General features: G+C 65.6%; 17 protein-coding genes. 6 read left to right on the plus strand and 11 right to left on the minus strand.

Going from position 1 to position 15486, the window contains the following annotated elements:
• Position 1: 1 nt before the first annotated feature.
• From AC30QB_RS08485 to AC30QB_RS08515, 7 genes are all read right to left on the minus strand, one after another.
• Complete coding sequence (locus AC30QB_RS08485; RefSeq protein ID WP_489545767.1) at positions 2-1087, minus strand: isocitrate/isopropylmalate dehydrogenase family protein; 1086 nt, start codon at positions 1085-1087, stop codon at positions 2-4.
• 11 nt (positions 1088-1098) lie between these two features.
• On the minus strand, positions 1099-1782 hold the full coding sequence (locus tag AC30QB_RS08490; protein ID WP_489545768.1) for a GntR family transcriptional regulator: 684 nt from the start codon (positions 1780-1782) through the stop codon (positions 1099-1101).
• Positions 1779-2663: an SMP-30/gluconolactonase/LRE family protein gene (locus AC30QB_RS08495; RefSeq protein ID WP_489545769.1), complete on the minus strand. Its 885-nt coding sequence runs from the start codon at positions 2661-2663 to the stop codon at positions 1779-1781. The genes AC30QB_RS08490 and AC30QB_RS08495 overlap by 4 nt, the downstream gene beginning before the upstream one ends.
• 182 nt (positions 2664-2845) lie before the next feature.
• Complete coding sequence (locus tag AC30QB_RS08500; RefSeq protein ID WP_489545770.1) at positions 2846-3637, minus strand: DUF547 domain-containing protein; 792 nt, start codon at positions 3635-3637, stop codon at positions 2846-2848.
• Positions 3634-5052, minus strand: a complete 1419-nt coding sequence (locus tag AC30QB_RS08505) for a radical SAM protein (protein ID WP_489545771.1) — start codon at positions 5050-5052, stop codon at positions 3634-3636. Before AC30QB_RS08505 ends, AC30QB_RS08500 begins: the two co-directional genes overlap by 4 nt.
• Before the next feature lie 2 nt (positions 5053-5054).
• Positions 5055-5507 carry a DUF302 domain-containing protein gene (locus AC30QB_RS08510; RefSeq protein WP_489545772.1) on the minus strand — a complete coding sequence of 151 codons (453 nt, stop codon included), beginning with the start codon at positions 5505-5507 and terminating at the stop codon, positions 5055-5057.
• An 87-nt stretch (positions 5508-5594) separates the two neighbouring features.
• Positions 5595-6131: a peroxiredoxin-like family protein gene (locus AC30QB_RS08515; RefSeq protein ID WP_489545773.1), complete on the minus strand. Its 537-nt coding sequence runs from the start codon at positions 6129-6131 to the stop codon at positions 5595-5597.
• 90 nt (positions 6132-6221) lie between these two features.
• Between AC30QB_RS08515 and AC30QB_RS08520 the strand changes: the two genes are divergently transcribed.
• Positions 6222-7058 carry an AraC family transcriptional regulator gene (locus AC30QB_RS08520; protein WP_489545774.1) on the plus strand — a complete coding sequence of 279 codons (837 nt, stop codon included), beginning with the start codon at positions 6222-6224 and terminating at the stop codon, positions 7056-7058.
• A gap of 58 nt (positions 7059-7116) precedes the next feature.
• On the opposite strand, the gene AC30QB_RS08525 is transcribed toward AC30QB_RS08520, so the two are convergent.
• Together AC30QB_RS08525 and AC30QB_RS08530 are read right to left on the minus strand one after the other, a co-directional pair.
• Positions 7117-7851 carry a cytochrome c biogenesis CcdA family protein gene (locus tag AC30QB_RS08525; protein ID WP_489545775.1) on the minus strand — a complete coding sequence of 245 codons (735 nt, stop codon included), beginning with the start codon at positions 7849-7851 and terminating at the stop codon, positions 7117-7119.
• Positions 7852-7871: 20 nt separating this feature from the next.
• The gene (locus tag AC30QB_RS08530; RefSeq protein ID WP_489545776.1) at positions 7872-8252 is read right to left on the minus strand and encodes a thioredoxin family protein; all 381 of its coding nucleotides are present in this window, start codon (positions 8250-8252) and stop codon (positions 7872-7874) included.
• 296 nt (positions 8253-8548) lie between these two features.
• Between AC30QB_RS08530 and AC30QB_RS08535 the strand changes: the two genes are divergently transcribed.
• From AC30QB_RS08535 to AC30QB_RS08550, 4 genes are all read left to right on the plus strand, one after another.
• Positions 8549-9052 carry a DUF7482 domain-containing protein gene (locus AC30QB_RS08535; RefSeq protein ID WP_489545777.1) on the plus strand — a complete coding sequence of 168 codons (504 nt, stop codon included), beginning with the start codon at positions 8549-8551 and terminating at the stop codon, positions 9050-9052.
• 56 nt (positions 9053-9108) lie between these two features.
• Positions 9109-9795 carry a glutathione S-transferase family protein gene (locus AC30QB_RS08540; protein WP_489545778.1) on the plus strand — a complete coding sequence of 229 codons (687 nt, stop codon included), beginning with the start codon at positions 9109-9111 and terminating at the stop codon, positions 9793-9795.
• Positions 9796-9972: 177 nt separating this feature from the next.
• Complete coding sequence (locus AC30QB_RS08545; RefSeq protein WP_489545779.1) at positions 9973-10746, plus strand: response regulator transcription factor; 774 nt, start codon at positions 9973-9975, stop codon at positions 10744-10746.
• Positions 10743-12275 (plus strand): sensor histidine kinase, encoded by a 1533-nt coding sequence (locus AC30QB_RS08550; protein ID WP_489545780.1) that lies wholly within the window; start codon positions 10743-10745, stop codon positions 12273-12275. Before AC30QB_RS08545 ends, AC30QB_RS08550 begins: the two co-directional genes overlap by 4 nt.
• 62 nt (positions 12276-12337) lie before the next feature.
• On the opposite strand, the gene AC30QB_RS08555 is transcribed toward AC30QB_RS08550, so the two are convergent.
• On the minus strand, positions 12338-13468 hold the full coding sequence (locus AC30QB_RS08555) for a lactonase family protein (protein ID WP_489545781.1): 1131 nt from the start codon (positions 13466-13468) through the stop codon (positions 12338-12340).
• Between the two features lie 133 nt (positions 13469-13601).
• Positions 13602-14069 carry a VOC family protein gene (locus AC30QB_RS08560; RefSeq protein ID WP_489545782.1) on the minus strand — a complete coding sequence of 156 codons (468 nt, stop codon included), beginning with the start codon at positions 14067-14069 and terminating at the stop codon, positions 13602-13604.
• Between the two features lie 231 nt (positions 14070-14300).
• On the opposite strand from AC30QB_RS08560, the gene AC30QB_RS08565 reads away from it, so the two are divergent.
• On the plus strand, positions 14301-15428 hold the full coding sequence (locus AC30QB_RS08565) for a pyridoxal-phosphate-dependent aminotransferase family protein (RefSeq protein WP_489545783.1): 1128 nt from the start codon (positions 14301-14303) through the stop codon (positions 15426-15428).
• Positions 15429-15486: the final 58 nt, after the last annotated feature.

Here is a 15486-nt window from a genome sequence, read left to right on the forward strand (position 1 = left end):
TTCAGAGCCGCGCTATCACCGCGCCGGTGATGTCGCGGGTGCCGCTGTGGCCACCGAACTCACGCGGTTTTACGGCACCGCTCTTGAACGCCTGCTGCAATGCGTGTTCGATGCGGCGCGCGCCATCGGCGAGCGCCGTGTCGCCATGGCGATCGGCAAGCCAGTCCAGCATCATCGCGGCCGACAGGATCATCGCGCTCGGGTTGGCGATGCCTTGGCCGACGATGTCGGGCGCGGTGCCGTGTGCCGGCTGGAACAGCCCGTGCGCGTCGCCGATGTCTGCCGATGGCGCCATGCCCATGCCGCCGACCAGCGCAGCGATGAGGTCGGAGAGGATGTCGCCGAACATGTTCTCGGTGACGAGCACGTCGCAAGTCCAGGGCTTGAGCACGAGGTTGAGTGCCATCGCGTCGACATAGGCGTTGTCGGTCGTGATGTCTGGAAACTGCTTTGCACGTTCTTCGAAGATGCTGCGCCAGAAGGCCATCGAGCGAAAGACATTGGCCTTGTCGACGTTCGTCACGTGGCCGCGCCGGCCCTGCGCCTTGCGACGCTGCGCCAGGCGCAGGGCGAAGTCGCAGATGCGCGTGGTGCCGGCCCGGCTGATGCGCATGGTGTCGAGTGCCGCGTTGCCATCGGCTTCCATCGTGCCGCGGCCCCGCGCATGGAACAGGCCCTCAGTGTTCTCCCGCACCAGCACCAGATCGATGTGCGCGGCCAGCGGGTTCGACAGCGGCACCGGCAGGCCTGCAAAGGTGCGGATGGGGCGCACGCCGGCGTACAGGTCGAGTGCGAACCGAATGTCGAGCTGCGGGATGACTTCGGTGCCATCAGCCCCGCGAACGTGCGGCAGGCCCATCGCACCGAACAGGATGGCGTCAGCGCGTCGGCAGGCACTCAGCGTCGACTCGGGTAGCGCAACGCCCGTGTCGACGAAATGCTGCGCGCCGGCCGGGTGCGTGGCGATCGAGAACGAGCGCCCGAGTTGCGGCTCTAGAGTGCGCAGCACCTCGACTGCCGAGGCCATGACTTCGGGGCCGATGCCATCGCCGGGCAAGACTGCGATTGAATAAGAAGTAGTGCTCATGGCGAAGGGCGTCACATCTGGGAGATTCGAAAGCGCTCGAAGATCGCCGTCAGCTCGACACAGGCCCGTTGTCGGTGGCCGCGGTTGACGAGCGCAGCGCCCTCGGCATCGCCTGCGCGCAAGCGCTCGACGAGTTGCATGTGCTCGCGGGTGGAGTTGATGGGCTTGGGCCGCAGCTTCAGCGAGAACATGCGTGCCCGGTGCGCCCGGTCCCAGTAGTTCAGGACGGTCTGCTGCAACTGCCGGTTGCCGGCGAGCTCGATCAACTGGGCGTGGAAGCGCTCGTCGGCGGCGGCCCACGCGTCGAGATCGTCGTCACGCAGCGCCTGGTCCATCGCGTCGGTGGCGTCGACCAGCGGCTGGAGTTCGGTTTCCGAGAGGGAACGACGCGCCACCAATTCCGCGGCCATGCATTCGAGCGCGGTCAGGATCTCGTAGATCTCGCGCATGTCGGTCGGCGAGACGGGCAGCACGCGCATGCCGTGGCGCGGAACGACCTCGACCAGGCCCTCGTTCTGCAGCCGCATCATGGCCTCGCGCACTGGCGTGCGGCTCATGCCCAACTCGAGTGCGACCTCCTGTTCGAGCGCCTGGTAGCCGGGAGGCCAGATGTTGTCGAGAATGCGGTGGCGCAGTTGGTCGTAGGCCTGATCGACCATGGACGCTGGCAGGGCGGCGGCAGATTGGGCGTTCATCGGGGCTGTGGGTAATTCCAATGGGGTGGGCAGACGCCGGCTGCCGGGAGCGGCAGGGTGACGAGTTGGTCGCCCTGCAGGCAGCCCAGCACCGCGGTGCGGCGGTCGGCGCCTGTGAAGGCGATGCTCGAAATGTTTTTCAGCTGACCGGTAGAGGCGCGGTCGAGGTGCGGGCGACCCATGGTGCCTGCAGCAAAAGCCGCCTCTACCCATGCAAGGTGCTCGGCGTCGCTGTCTTCGAACCAGATCGTCGGCTTGCCATCAGGCGCCACGCGGATCAGGCGGTTGCTGACGACGCTGACAACCCAGGCGCAGCCTTCTTCATCGAACGCCAGCCCATCGGGGAAAGTGCCGGCCCCGAACTCGGTGACTGTTTCGCGCGGGCCGAGCGCGCCGTCTGTTGCGAGTGCGAATCGAGAGAGCCGGCGCGCGAAAGTCTCGTTGACGTACAACCAGCGCCCGCTGGGATGAATCGCGACCTCGTTGGTGTAGCCGAGCCCGTCTGCGACCACGCGTGCGCCCCGTTTGTCGACGAGCACGATGAACCCGTCGCCACCGTTCGGCCGGTAGGCCACATCACGCGGCCGCCGACGGGTGCTGACGGTGATCCAGAAGCGCCCCTCGGCATCGGGCAAGACAAAGTTGGTAGGCGCCAGTGCCACCCCCTCGACTTCAAGCAACCAAGGCGTGACGACGCCCGATCGTTCGAGCCGGTACACACCGCCGTCGGCGTCGCCGAGTTGGGCGAGAAGGAAGCTGCCGTCGCTGAGCAGCGCGATTCCGTTCGGCTTGAGAGCAACCCCATCAGGCGCCTGGCCGTGATGGAAGCGCACCTGCCCGTCCGGATTGATCTCGCTGACACCGCCGCGCCAGTCGGACACGAAGACATGACCAGAGGCCGTCGCCAGCACACATTCGGGGCGAACCAAGCCGGCGCCGATGCAGCGAACGGAGTCCGCGGACAGAGGGGGAATCAGTGACGCATCCATTAATGAATACGTTAAAGAATGCGGGGATGGCGCGCATCAGGATCAACCCGCGCCTTGGCTCCCGGGGTGGCCTCTCAGCGTGCCGGGCGGCTGTTCGCCACGGTCCAGTCGTAGGGCGTGAACCGGGCTGCGTAGTCCGGCGGCGCAGCGCGTGGCGCATAGCGGTTGGCGAAATCGATCAGGCTGCTGCCGTGCGCCGGCACAAAGTCCTCGGGATAGAACTTCAGGATCTCGCTCAGCCATACGGTGCGGGTGGCATCGTCGATGCGGAAGTTTTCGGGGCGCGCGAAGAAGGCACGTGCCTCGCGCTGCAGCTCGGTGTCAAGCGCGGCCTCGGTGAAGGGCGTCATCGGTAACACCGGGCAAGACCGCGCGCTGCAATTGAGCGCGAAGTGCACCCGTGGCTCGCCGATCTCGCGGGTGAATGGGCGTATCACATCGTTCTCGAAGGCGTAGAGCGACAACGATTGCCCGCCGACCGTGAACTTGCGCAAGAAGAAGAACGTCACCTTCTTCAGCCCGGCATGGGTGGCCGGGATGCCGCTGTCGATCACGTTGAACATCGACAGCGCGTTGTAGGCGTTGATCATGTGGGCGAGGCGCTGGTCACGGCCGCGAAAGCCGTCGAGCGGCGTGTCGGCGACGAAGCGAATGTAGAGGGCCAGGTCGCCACCGTTCTGTGCCAACGCGGCGAAGTCGACCTCGCCGCGCTCATTGACGAAGCGTTGCAGCACGCGCGACCACGCCGCATCGGCCTGCGCCGCCGATGCCGTCGGTGCGGCGGGCACGCCGACCACCGTGGCGCACCCGCTCAGGCCCAGCAAAGCTGCCAGCCACACGAGGAGGAGGGTGCGGTGAAGGCTCACGGTTTGGCCTCCTCCATACGAGGCGAGCGGCTGTCGCGGTGTTCGCGCAGCCAGCCCTCCCGAGCACGCCCCTTCAGCAGCTTGATCGGGAAGGTGCTGACCTTGCCGTTCGAGGGGGCCAGCGGTTGCCACGGCCCACTCGCAGTGGCCAGCGGTCGCAGCAGGTATTCGTCACGCCGCGCGTTGTAGGCGCACATGCTCAAGGGGCCGTCTTGTGTGATGGCCATGAACACGCAGGCGTCGATGCGCTCCCGGTCTAGCGAGCAGGCGTCCATGAAGTTGTGGGTGAAAAACGTGAGCTTGTGAACCCGGCCGCGGGCTGCGATGAGCTTGCCTTTGGCCATCCACACGAAGCGCAGGGCCCAGGCCGCCGTGGCCAGCAGCAGGCGAGGGCGGCGGGCGGCACCGATCAGCAGCGAGCGCAGCGCGCGCCATGGCGTGCCTCGGTCGAGTGTCATGTTGGCCGTCTCGCGCATGAAACGCTGAATGAAAGCAGTGTCTTCGAATGCATCGTAGGCGCGGCCGTTGATGACCAGCATCACCGCGCTGCGGTTGCAATCGTGGTGCCCCGCCATCAGCACGTTGAAGCGCAGCGGCAAGCCCGCGCCGCGCTGCAAGCGTGCCGCGACGCTGTCGTTGCTGATGGCATCTTCACGCGCCCCCAGTACCCCGCGCCCGGTCTCGGCCTGCAGCTGGAAGGAAGCCAGGCGAACGACATCGGCGTGGTGTTTGAAGAACGCGGCCAGCATCGGCACGTCGTCGAAATTGCCGGCGTGCACCGTGGTGTTGAAGAACACACTGAGCGGCAAGCCACGAGCCCGATCGATGTACTCGCGGCGCAAGGCGTTCAGCTCGGTCTCGCTGCCATAGCCGGCGCGCTGCTGCGTTGTATCCACATGAAAAGCCACGTCGGTCAGGCCAGCCTGCGCCAGCTCGATGAGCAAGCCGCGTGTCGCCTTGATGCCGTTGGTGAACAGCGAGGCGCGCAGTCCGCGTTGCTTCAGGCGCCGAACGATTGCCAGCAGCTCATCGCGGGCGCGCAGCGTAGGCTCTCCGCCGGAGACCTGCACATCGGTGCCGGGGCCGTAGTGTTCGTGGATCATGTCGATGCGGCGAAACACTTCTTCCATCGGGAAGTCGCGCACCGCCTCCGAGCTGTCGCTCAGATAGCACAGCGTGCAGTCGAGGTTGCAGCGCTGCGTGATCTCCAGTGACACGCAGGCCACCGGCCAGCGCCGGCCTGCCATCTGATGGGGTTGCCACTGAGCACTTCGCTGCATGCGCTGGCGCATGTCGGCCAGGGGGTCGGAGAGCGGCGCGTTCGAAGGCCGCAGGGCGCTGGTTTCGGCCTCGCTCAACAAGGGCGACTGCGGCCGGGTTTGCTGCTTGCAATTGCCGTGATGTGAACTGGTCATGCTCAGCGAGCGACTGCGGCCTCGGCGATGCCGGCCAGAGCCTTGCGCAGGTTCTCGACCACGGGGCACGCCGACACGCCATGTCGCTGGGCCAGGTACCCTGGGTCGTTGTAGCCCACCCAAACTTGGGCGGCAGCGTCTTCCCAGACCAAAGCCTTCAAGGGCAAGTCAATGCCCACCGTTTGCTCGCACTCCATGAACGGCGTTCCGCCCTGCGGGTTGCCGAAGATCAGCACCTCGGTCGGACGCAAGGTCTTGCCCACTTTGGCCGCTCCGCCGGCGTGATCCACTCGGGCAAACACGTTCAGGCCGCGCTGCTTCACGGCCTCCTCTAGGCGGCTCATCGTGTCCTTGACGTTGTGGGGGCTCTTGAGGGTCACCAGACCGTCGGCCGCCGAGGCCAAGCCAAAAAAAGCCATCATGGCGGTGGCGAGGAAAAATCTGATGGTTTGCATGAAGGTCTCCTTGGGAACTGAGCTGAGTCGTTGCAACCCGCGCAAATCTGACACCAAGAGCACGCCCATCGGCGCGGGGCAACGCGCTCACACGGCGCCGACGTATTCGCCGCGCGCCGGGTATTTCTTGGCCAGGGCGAAATCCAGCGCGCCCAGCAGTTCATCGAAATGCGGCCGCGCAAACGGCATCGTCTGCACGGCGCTGTAGTACAGGGTGTCGTCAGGTCTGACGATGAACACACCCGGCTCCGAAAACAACGCAGGTTCGTCGATGCCGATCGACGTGGCACCGCGAGAGGTGCTGATGTACAGGCCCCACTCACGCGCATTCGCGAGGGTCAAGTCATAGCCCACACGAAGATCCGGCGCCTTCAACTTGTCTGCCATGGCCTGGGCACGTTCGCGCGTGTCGCTCGACAGCGCGATCACCTTCACGCCGCGCTTGTCGAACTCCGGTTGGGTGCGCGCCAGCTCCAGCAGGTATTTCAAGCAAATCGGGCAATGCAGACCTCGGTAGAAGACCAGCATGGTGAAGTTCGGAGCGGCGTCCTCACTCAGCGTGAAATTTTCGTGGCTCAGGGTGGGCACTTGCAGGGTCGGGACGGGTTGGCGGGGTATCAGCATGTGGGCGCTCCTTGGCAGTGGCGGCCCAGTCTAAGCGCCAACCCGAGATGATCGGGTTCACCACGTATCGCTTGAGATACGATCCGTCTCGTGTCTGACCGTCTCTCAGCCCTTTTGCTTCGCTTCGACTTGCGTGCCCGCGTCTTCCACAGCGGCGCCTTGTGCGGCACGGCAGATTTCGACGCCGGGCTGGGCGTGGGGCACCTGCACCTGCTGCGCGATGGCGCCTTGGAGCTGACCGACGGCTCGGGCCTGCACCATGTCTTCGACCAGCCCTGCTTGCTGTTCCTGCCGCGCCCCACGACGCATCGGCTCGTCGCAGCCCCCACACTCGGCGCCGAAGTCGTGTGTGCGTCCATCGCATTCGGTGCAGGCGACGAGAACCCCTTGCTGCGGGCGCTGCCGGGCCTGCTGCACGTACCACTTGCGCGGATGCCGGGGCTGGACCTGACGCAGCAGTTGCTCTTCGGCGAGGCCTTCGGCGCACGTTGCGGCCACGATGCAGCGGTCGACCGTTTGACTGAAGTGTTGGTGATTCAGCTGCTGCGTCACGCGATCGAGCACCGCCTGGTCGATGAAGGTCTGCTCGCCGGCCTCGGGGACCCGCGGCTGAACAAGGCACTCAGCGCCTTGCATGCGGAGCCGGCCAAGGCCTGGACGCTGGAGGCCATGGCCGCCGTGGCCGGCATGTCTCGGGCGCGCTTCGCCGTGCATTTCGTGCGCCATGTGGGCGTGCCGCCCGGCGAATACCTGACCTCGTGGCGCCTTGGGCTTGCGCGGTCACTGCTCAGAAAAGGCCTGTCGGTCAAACAAGTTGCCGCCGAAGTGGGCTACGCCAATGCCAGCGCTCTGGGCCGTGTGTTTTCGCAAAAGCTTGGCGCCAGCCCCACGGCATGGCAGGCGCGCACGGCCCAGGCCGCGCGCTGAGCGGCCTGTTGTTCGGCCTGTTGTCGAGCCTGGTGGCGCCGCCGGCACATCAAGGCGTTCAAATGCCCACGGTCAGGTTGACCCAGGCATCAGGCAGCCATTGCAGCACCCGCGCCTCAACCCACTTGTCGGCACCGGTCAGGATGCCGATGCCCATCAGGCCCAGCAGCACCGCGAACCCCTGCCGCACGCGATCGATGCGGCCCAGCACCCAGTCACGTACCCGGGTGAAGCCGCTGCGCGAGGCATAGGCCACCGCCACCAACGGGATCGCCGCACCGACACCAAACAAGGCCAGCACAACACCGCCGCGGGCCACGCCGCCTTCGCTTGCGACCAGCGTCAGCGCCGAGCCCAACAATGGCCCGGAGCACGGGCTCCACACCAGGCCCAGCACGGCGCCCAGCGCCGCGGCGCTGAGCAGCGAGCGCCCGTCGAGCCGGGTCGACGCCGCGTTGGCAGCGGTCGCGATCGGCAACATCCATTGCGAGAAGCGCTCGCCCAGCGCCGGCACCAGCATCACCAGCGCAAACGCGATCAGCAGGGCGGCACCACCGATGCGCACCGTGTCGCCGTCCAGCCCCAGGGCCGGCCCGAGGGCGCCCAGCGCCATGCCGATGGCAGCGAACGATGCTGTCATGCCCAGCCCCATCGCCACGGGCGCCAGCCGATGGCCTTGCAAGGCGCCGCCCAATACCAGCGGCAGCAGAGGAAACACGCAAGGCGACAGAGTCGTGAGGCTGCCCGCGGCGATGCTGAGCCCGAGTTGCGGCAGGGAAAGGGCGACAGACACCGGATCAGCCCATCAGCGCATCAAAGTGCCGTCTTGAGGACGGCGCGAATGCCCTCTGCCGTTGTGGCTCCCACCGCACGCCCGCGCTCTTGCTGGCCGTGCAGCACGACGAAGGTCGACTGGCTGCGGATGTTGAATCGCTGCTTCAGGGCCTTCTCGGTGTCGTAGTTTGCGACCAGCACCGTCAGGTCGAGCCCAGGCTCGGCTTTCAGCGACTGCAAGACCTTGTCTTGGGCGCGGCAGGTCGGGCACCAGTCGGCATGGAAAAGCACGGCCACCGGCTTGTCGGCCTTTTGAGCTTCGGCCAAGGCCTCGGCGGTGTAGGGTTTGATGTCGAGCGCATGCGCCAGCGCAGCTGCCGACACCAGCAGCCCCGAGACGATCAGTTTGATGAGTGACACGAAGTTCTCCTACAGAGGGTTAACGGCCGATCGCTCCCGCCGAGGCAGATCTTGAGGTTCGGCCAAGGCTTGAATGATTGCCTAATGCAGTGGCAAAGGCGAGATGAATAGGTTCTGACGCGCTCACTTCGAATACCATTTGTCTCGACCGCTGCGCCTCTACGGCTTGGTCGTTCGAACAAGCACTTTCTTGCATCGACATGAAAACAGCCCTATCGACCCCTTCCTCCGGACTTACCCAACGCACTCGCCCTCGCCGGGTTGCGCTGGCTTTTCTATTGGCCACGGGTGCCCTCATGGCAGGCTGCGCATCAACGCAGGCGCCTCTCGCTTCGCCGCTTGTGCAGTTGCCCTTGCTGCAGGGCTGGTTCGATGGCGAAGAGGTCTTCTACGTCACCACCGACGTGTCCGATGCGGCGGTCGCCGCGGCCAAGCATGCGAACCACGTACCGCGGTTGGCGGATGCAGTGCCGGCGGCGCCGCGCCAGCCGGGTCAACGCTCGGCGGTGGACAAGGTCTACGCCGTCACCAACTTCGAGCAAGCCAGCATCTTTGCATCGGCGCCAGGACCCGTTGGCGCGCTGAACCGGGACGCGGCGTACAGCCCGCTTTGGCAGATGGTCACCGTGACCTGGGGCGCAGGGCGTGCGCCGCGCACCTTGAAATCTCAGGAGCAAGTGCTGGCCGCCGCTGACGCCGGCGACGTGACCCTGTTGACCACCCCGGTCGTGCTGAACTGCCCGATCGTTCAGCGGGGTGCGCGAGACGCGCTGCCGGGCGTGCGCATCCTCTTTCGCTGAATCTGCCGACCCATCCTGATTCGGCGCTCACTCATCCATCAAACCGAAGGAAGCACATGATCAAGTTCTACTACCACCCGTCTCCCAACCCCGCCAAGGTCGCGCTGTTCCTCGAAGAGAGTGGCCTGCCCTACGAGCTGGTGCCCGTGGACACGCGCAAGGGTGACCAGCACCTGCCGGCGTTCACCGAGATCAACCCGAACGCAAAGACCCCGGCCTTGGTCGACGGTGACGCCGTCGTCTTCGACAGCAACGCGATCCTGCTTTACTTGGCCGAGAAGACCTGCCAGTTCTTGCCGGACAACACACCGGCGGCGCGCGCCCAGATGCATTCGTGGTTGATGTTCGTGGCCACTGGCATCGGGCCATATTCCGGCCAATGCGTGCACTTCAAGCACTTCGCGCCCGAGCCCAAGGCATACGCTGTCAACCGCTATGACTTCGAGGCCTGGCGTCACTGGAGCATCGTCGACGCGCAGCTCGCCAAGCACCCTTACATGCTAGGCGATCGCTACACCTTGGTCGACATGGCGGTTTGGGGCTGGGCGCGGGCGGTACCGTTCGTACTCGGCCCAGAGGCTTGGGCAAAGCTGCCGCAGGTGAAGCGCCTGCTCGACGAGATCAGTGCCCGACCCGCGGCACAGCGCGCCGAGGCGCTCAAGACAAAACACAGCTTCAAGGCCGAGATGGACGACGACGCGCGCAAGGCGATGTTTCCGCAGAACGCGCGCCTGGCCGACTGACCGCGTCGCGGCGAGTGGGTTTCCTGTCCGTGATGAATCGGTGAGGACTGCGCGCGGCTGGCCGGTCAAGATGACAGCCGCGGCAGCCTGCGATCTCTGATGTGGGTGCCGGACTAACGAAGGAGTGAGCCCCATGTCGCTTGAAGGCGAAGTTGCACCACGTCGCTCGTGCGCAAGATGACGATGGAAGCCGCAGACCACGCAAGCCGCTTTACGCATGCGCCGATGCAGGGTGTCTCGCCGCGCAAGATCCTGGTCGTAGAGGATGAGCGCGACATCGCCGAACTGATTGCCTTGCACCTTTCCGATCTGCCAGCCGACATCACCTTGGCCCACGATGGGCCACGTGGCCTTCAGCTCGCGCTGCAGCAGCCCTGGGATGCCATCGTGCTCGACATTCGGCTGCCGGGGCTCAATGGCCTGGACCTGTGCCGCGAGCTGCGCGCCCGGTTGTCACACATTCCCATCCTCATGCTCACCGCGCGCAGCAGCGAGCTCGACCGCGTGCTCGGCCTGGAGCTCGGGGCCGACGACTACCTGACAAAACCGTTCAGCGTGCTTGAGCTTCAGGCGCGAGTGAAAGCCTTGCTGAGGCGCTCCGCGCTGACTTCTGCGCTTGCAACGCAAGCGTCGGCGCAGAAGCCCTCGATGATCGAGCAAGGCAGATTGCGCATCGATCGCCTGCGGCGCAGGGCGTGGCTCGATGGCGTCGAGATCGTGTTCGCGCCGCGTGAGTTCGATCTGTTGTGGCACTTCGTCCAGCACCCCGGCCGCGTCTTCACACGCAGCGAGCTGCTGGCCGACGTTTGGGGCCATGGCCACGACGGCTACGACCACACCGTCAACAGCCACATCAACCGTCTGCGCAGCAAGCTGGGTGATGAGCGCTCGGAGGCCGCCTTCATTCACACCGTCTGGGGCGTGGGTTATCGGTTCGAGGTTGCAGCATGACGCGCGCGCTGGCCGGCGCTCGATGGCCCGTGTTGCAACGCCTGCATGTGCGCGCGGCGTTGGCCGCCGTGCCACTGCTGTTGGCGCTGGGCATCACCATGTATTTCATGCTGCAGCACTTCAGTGCGCAGACAGCACTCGAAGCGGGGCAGCGCATGAACCTCGGCCTGGCACGCTACGTGGTGGAGCATCAAGCCCCGGGTTTGATCGGCCCCGATGGCCGACCCGATCGTGCCCGCATGAAGGAACTGGGGCTGCACGTGATGATGATCAACCCTGCGGTCGAGGTGTACCTGCTGGACTCGCGCGGCCAGGTTCTCGCGCATGCGCTGGAGGGCCTGCAGGGGCCGAATCCTGAAGGCGCGCAGGTCGATTTGCTGCCGGTGCGTCACCTGCTGGAGCAGATGGCTGACGGCGTGCCGCGTCTGCCCTTGCTGGGCACCGACCCACGCAATGCCGCACGTGCGAACACCTTTTCTGTCGCTTCCATCTCTGCCGGAGCAGCTGGCAATGGGCAGCCCGGGTACCTCTACATCGTTCTCAACGGCAGCATGGCCCAGCGCGTGTCCGCCAGCCTGTCCAACTCGCACGCCCTGCAGGCAATGGCCATCGGCGTGATGGTCGCCACCGCATTGGCCGCGGTCGTGCTTTGGGTCACCTGGCTGCAACTGACCCGGCCGCTGCGGAACCTGACCGATGAGCTGCGGCACTTCCGCGATGAGTCCGCTCCGGCGGCCGGGCAGGAGCCAGGCGACGAGATTGGCGTGCTGCGCCGCGCGGTGGGCGCCATGCAGACGCGCATCGCGCAGCAGATACGGCGCCTGGAGGACGGTGACCGGCAGCGGCGCGAATTGGTCAGCAACATCTCGCACGACCTTCGCACGCCCTTGTCGAGCATCCAAGGCTACATAGAGACCGTGCTCGTTCGGGCAGACAAGCTGACCGCTGAAGCCCGCACCCAGCACTTGCGCACCGCGCTGCGGCACGTCGATCTGCTGGGCAAGCGCATCGCCGATCTGTTCGAGCTCTCTAAACTGGACGCCGGTCGAGTCGAGCCTCAGCAAGAGGTGTTCTGCCTGGCTGAACTTCTGCAAGACGTGGTGCAGAACTACCGGCTCGCCGCTCAGCAGCGAGGTGTCCGGCTCACGCTGTCCACAGGCAGCCACATAAAGGCCAAGGTGCAGGCCGACATCGCGATGATCGAACGCGTGCTGCAAAACCTCGTTGACAACGCGCTGCGTTACACCAGTGTCGGCGGCGAGGTGACCCTAGGCCTTGAGCGGCGCGATGCCTTCATGGAAATCAGCGTCAGCGACACCGGCCGCGGCATCGCCACCGAACACTTGCCGCACATCTTCGAGCGGTACTGGCGCGCCACCGATGCCGGCGAAAGCACGGCAGGCACCAGCTCCGGTCTGGGTCTGGCGATCGTCAAGCGCATTCTTGATCTTCACGGGAGCGTCATGCGCGTGCATTCGGAATTCGCACGCGGTACACGCTTCGACTTCTTGCTGCCACAGGCAGAGTGAACTTAAGAACCGCGTTCTCGCCGTCGCGGCGAGAACGCGGTCGCTACCGCGACCCTGGCGCGTCAGTTGGCGGCCAGGCCGTTGGCACCAGCCGGCAGGCCACCCGCACCACCGACATTGACGAGAGCACCGTCGCTGCCGATTGAATAGGCGCCTAGGGTGTTGCTGCCCGAACTCAGCACATACAGCCTGCGACCGTCAGCCGCGACAGCCGCATCGATAGGCCCCGCGCCAGACGTCGCGGCCACTCCTTGCGTCAGCACCAATTTGCCAGTGCGCCGCTGGACCGCATAGCTGCTGATGCTGCCGCTGCCGGTGTTCGTCGTGTATGCATAGCGGCCGTTGGGCGTCACCACCACCCAGCATGCCGCCGTCTGGGTTGTGCCCACCGACGCGCTGATCGTGATCGGTTTGGCAGGCGCCCAGTCTTCGAAACCGTAGGAGGACAAGGCACTCGCGTTGGCGGCACCGCCAAAGGCTTCGGACACCAGGGCGTGGCCGCGCCGATCGAAAGCAAACCCGAACGGCGTTGCGCCGGCTGAGGGCGTTACGACGGGTGCGCCTATCTTTCCGTAGGCGCCGACGCGGTAGCTCGTGAGTTTGTTGCTTGCCTTCTCGGTGACCAGCAGCACGTCTCCGTCTGGGCTGAAGCCCACCTGCGCCGGGCCAGTGCCACCCGCAGCCGACAGCGGCTGGGTGCTGTTCGGCAAGGGCTTCAAGGTACCGCCCGCATTCCAAAAGCCCGTCACGTTGCCGGCGCCATCGGCGTTCAGCACATACACGATGCCGTCGTGCTCGGTCACGCTGATTGGCCGCAGGCCGCCCGAATCGGCCGTGCTCTGCAGCACCAGACCACTTCGACGGATGGCGAACGTCGACACGCTGTTGCTCAGCGAGTTCACCACGAACAAATGGCGGCCGCTGCGGCTCAGCGTCACGGCGCCCTGGTTGCCCAGGCCGGTGCCGGTACCCTGGCCCTGTGTCGCGAGACGGGTCTGAAGGCTGAGGCCGCTGCCGGTCGCCGCGTAGACCAGCAACTCGTTGCCGGCGACGGCATTGGTGCTGGTGAACACCTTGTCGGCACGAAAGCCGTCGTCGTCGTCGTCGCCATGGGCGAACGCCGGCAGGCTGAGGCTGCTGATGGCCAAGACCAGGCCTAGGGCTTTGAACGCGTGACGTCGGGTGGGATTCATGGTGATGCTCCGTTGATCGATGGGTGGCAAGGGTCGCGCTGCGGCTGCGGCGCGATGCCAAGTGTTGAAGCCACCCTTCGATCAAGTCCTCACGAGTTCGTCAACGTTTTGAACGGCACCGGGACAGCTGCGCTCAGCCGTTCATCTTGGCCAGGTTTTGCTTGATCTCGTCAGGCGTCAGGTCTTGTACATGCGTGGCCAGCGACCAGCTGTGGCCGAACGGGTCTTCGAGTACGCCGTAGCGGTCACCCCAGAACATGTCAGACGCAGGCTTCTTGACCTTGGCGCCGGCCGCTTCGGCGCGGGCCATGGCGGCGTCGACGTCGGTGACGAAGAGGTGGATGGTTACCGGGCTGCCCTTGAGTGACGCCGGCCCCAGCGCGCCCATGTCGGGCCACTCGTCGGTGAGCATGAGAGGCGAGTCACCAATGCGCACCTGCCCGTGCAGCAGCTTGCCGCTGGCGCCCGGAATGCGCGCCTCTTCGACGGCACCGAAGGCCTTCTTGTAGAACTCGATGGCCCCTGCGGCGTTGGCACAGACGAGGAGCGGGGTGAGGCTGTGATAGCCGTCGGGAATGGGTTTGACGGGGGTCTTGCTCATGTGTGGGCTCCTGGCAGAAGAAGTTGGAGTGGCGGGTGTGGGCAGATGAGGCCCGGCCGGAATAGAAGTAGAGGCGGGCTCCATCATCACGACGAACCAGGCTTGGCCGTTTCGACAAGACAAGGCAGGTGAAAACCCGGGGGCTGCCCTGGTCTGCGGGGGCCGCGGCCGCTCGGGCTGCGCGTGTCGCGGTGCTAAGCTGATTCATCCCCTGACTCTGCCCCGCCCACCATGCCCGGATTGCTCCCCCACGTCGACCCCGAAGGCCTGCTTGAGTTCTCGGTGGTCTACACCGATCGCGCGCTCAACCACATGTCGCAGAAGTTCCAGGGCGTGATGCGCGACATCTCGGCCACGCTCAAGGAAGCCTACAAGGCGAAGTCGGCTGTCGTGGTGCCCGGCAGCGGCACCTTCGGCATGGAAGCGGTAGCGCGCCAGTTCGCTACCGGGCAGAAGACTCTGGTGATCCGCAACGGCTGGTTCAGCTACCGCTGGACGCAGATCTTCGACATGGGCGGCATTCCGGCCAGCTCGACGGTGCTGAAGGCGCGGGCCCTCTCGGCCGAAGCGCAGGCCCCTTTTGCGCCGGCCCCAATCGACGACGTGGTGGCCGCCATTCGCCGCGAAGCGCCCGGCGTGGTGTTTGCCGCGCATGTGGAAACCGCTTCGGGAATGATGCTGCCTGACGCTTACCTGCGCGCTGTGGGCGAGGCGGTGCATGCGCACGGCGGCCTGTTTGTGCTCGACTGCATCGCCTCCGGCGCGATGTGGGTCGACATGGTGGCCTGTGGTGTCGACGTGCTCATCAGCGCGCCGCAAAAGGGCTGGAGCGGCTCGCCCGGTTGTGCATTTGTGATGCTGAGCGAGCTTGCCCGCCAGCGCATCGACCAAACCACCAGCACCAGCTTTGCATGCGACCTGAAGAAATGGCTGCAGATCATGGAGACCTACGAGAGCGGGGCCCACGCGTACCACACCACCATGCCGACCGATGCGCTCACCCGCGTGCGCGAGGCGATGCTCGAAACCCGCGCCTTCGGCTTTGAGAAGGCGCGCGCCGCGCAGCAGGAGCTGGGCAACCGCGTGCGCGCGCTGCTCGCCAAGAACGGTTTCAAGAGTGTGGCCGCCCCGGGCTTCGAGGCGCCGGGCGTGGTGGTGAGCTACACCACAGACCCCGAGATCCAGTCTTCGAAAAAGTTTCTTGGCCTGGGTTTGCAGACGGCCGCGGGCGTGCCTTTGCAATGTGATGAAGGGCCCGACTTCCGCAGTTGGCGCATAGGCCTCTTCGGGCTCGACAAGCTGGGCGATGTGGAGCGCACGGTGCGGCACCTGGAAGAGGCGCTGCAGCGCATGCGCTGAGGTGCCACCGGCTCAGGTCGCCGCCAGCTTGAAAATGCTTGCCACCTCGGGCCATGAC

It is taken from the genome of Rhizobacter sp. (assembly GCF_046595475.1).
Classification (GTDB): Bacteria; Pseudomonadota; Gammaproteobacteria; order Burkholderiales; family Burkholderiaceae_C; genus Rhizobacter.

Coding starts and splice junctions, on each gene's coding strand:
- AC30QB_RS08550 (WP_489545780.1), top strand. CDS start 10,743: ATGACGCGCGCGCTGGCCGGCGCTCGATGGCCCGTGTTGCAACGCCTG.
- AC30QB_RS08505 (WP_489545771.1), bottom strand. CDS start 5,052: ATGACCAGTTCACATCACGGCAATTGCAAGCAGCAAACCCGGCCGCAG.
- AC30QB_RS08540 (WP_489545778.1), top strand. CDS start 9,109: ATGATCAAGTTCTACTACCACCCGTCTCCCAACCCCGCCAAGGTCGCG.
- AC30QB_RS08560 (WP_489545782.1), bottom strand. CDS start 14,069: ATGAGCAAGACCCCCGTCAAACCCATTCCCGACGGCTATCACAGCCTC.
- AC30QB_RS08545 (WP_489545779.1), top strand. CDS start 9,973: ATGACGATGGAAGCCGCAGACCACGCAAGCCGCTTTACGCATGCGCCG.
- AC30QB_RS08555 (WP_489545781.1), bottom strand. CDS start 13,468: ATGAATCCCACCCGACGTCACGCGTTCAAAGCCCTAGGCCTGGTCTTG.
- AC30QB_RS08515 (WP_489545773.1), bottom strand. CDS start 6,131: ATGCTGATACCCCGCCAACCCGTCCCGACCCTGCAAGTGCCCACCCTG.
- AC30QB_RS08510 (WP_489545772.1), bottom strand. CDS start 5,507: ATGCAAACCATCAGATTTTTCCTCGCCACCGCCATGATGGCTTTTTTT.
- AC30QB_RS08490 (WP_489545768.1), bottom strand. CDS start 1,782: ATGAACGCCCAATCTGCCGCCGCCCTGCCAGCGTCCATGGTCGATCAG.
- AC30QB_RS08485 (WP_489545767.1), bottom strand. CDS start 1,087: ATGAGCACTACTTCTTATTCAATCGCAGTCTTGCCCGGCGATGGCATC.
- AC30QB_RS08535 (WP_489545777.1), top strand. CDS start 8,549: ATGGCAGGCTGCGCATCAACGCAGGCGCCTCTCGCTTCGCCGCTTGTG.
- AC30QB_RS08565 (WP_489545783.1), top strand. CDS start 14,301: ATGCCCGGATTGCTCCCCCACGTCGACCCCGAAGGCCTGCTTGAGTTC.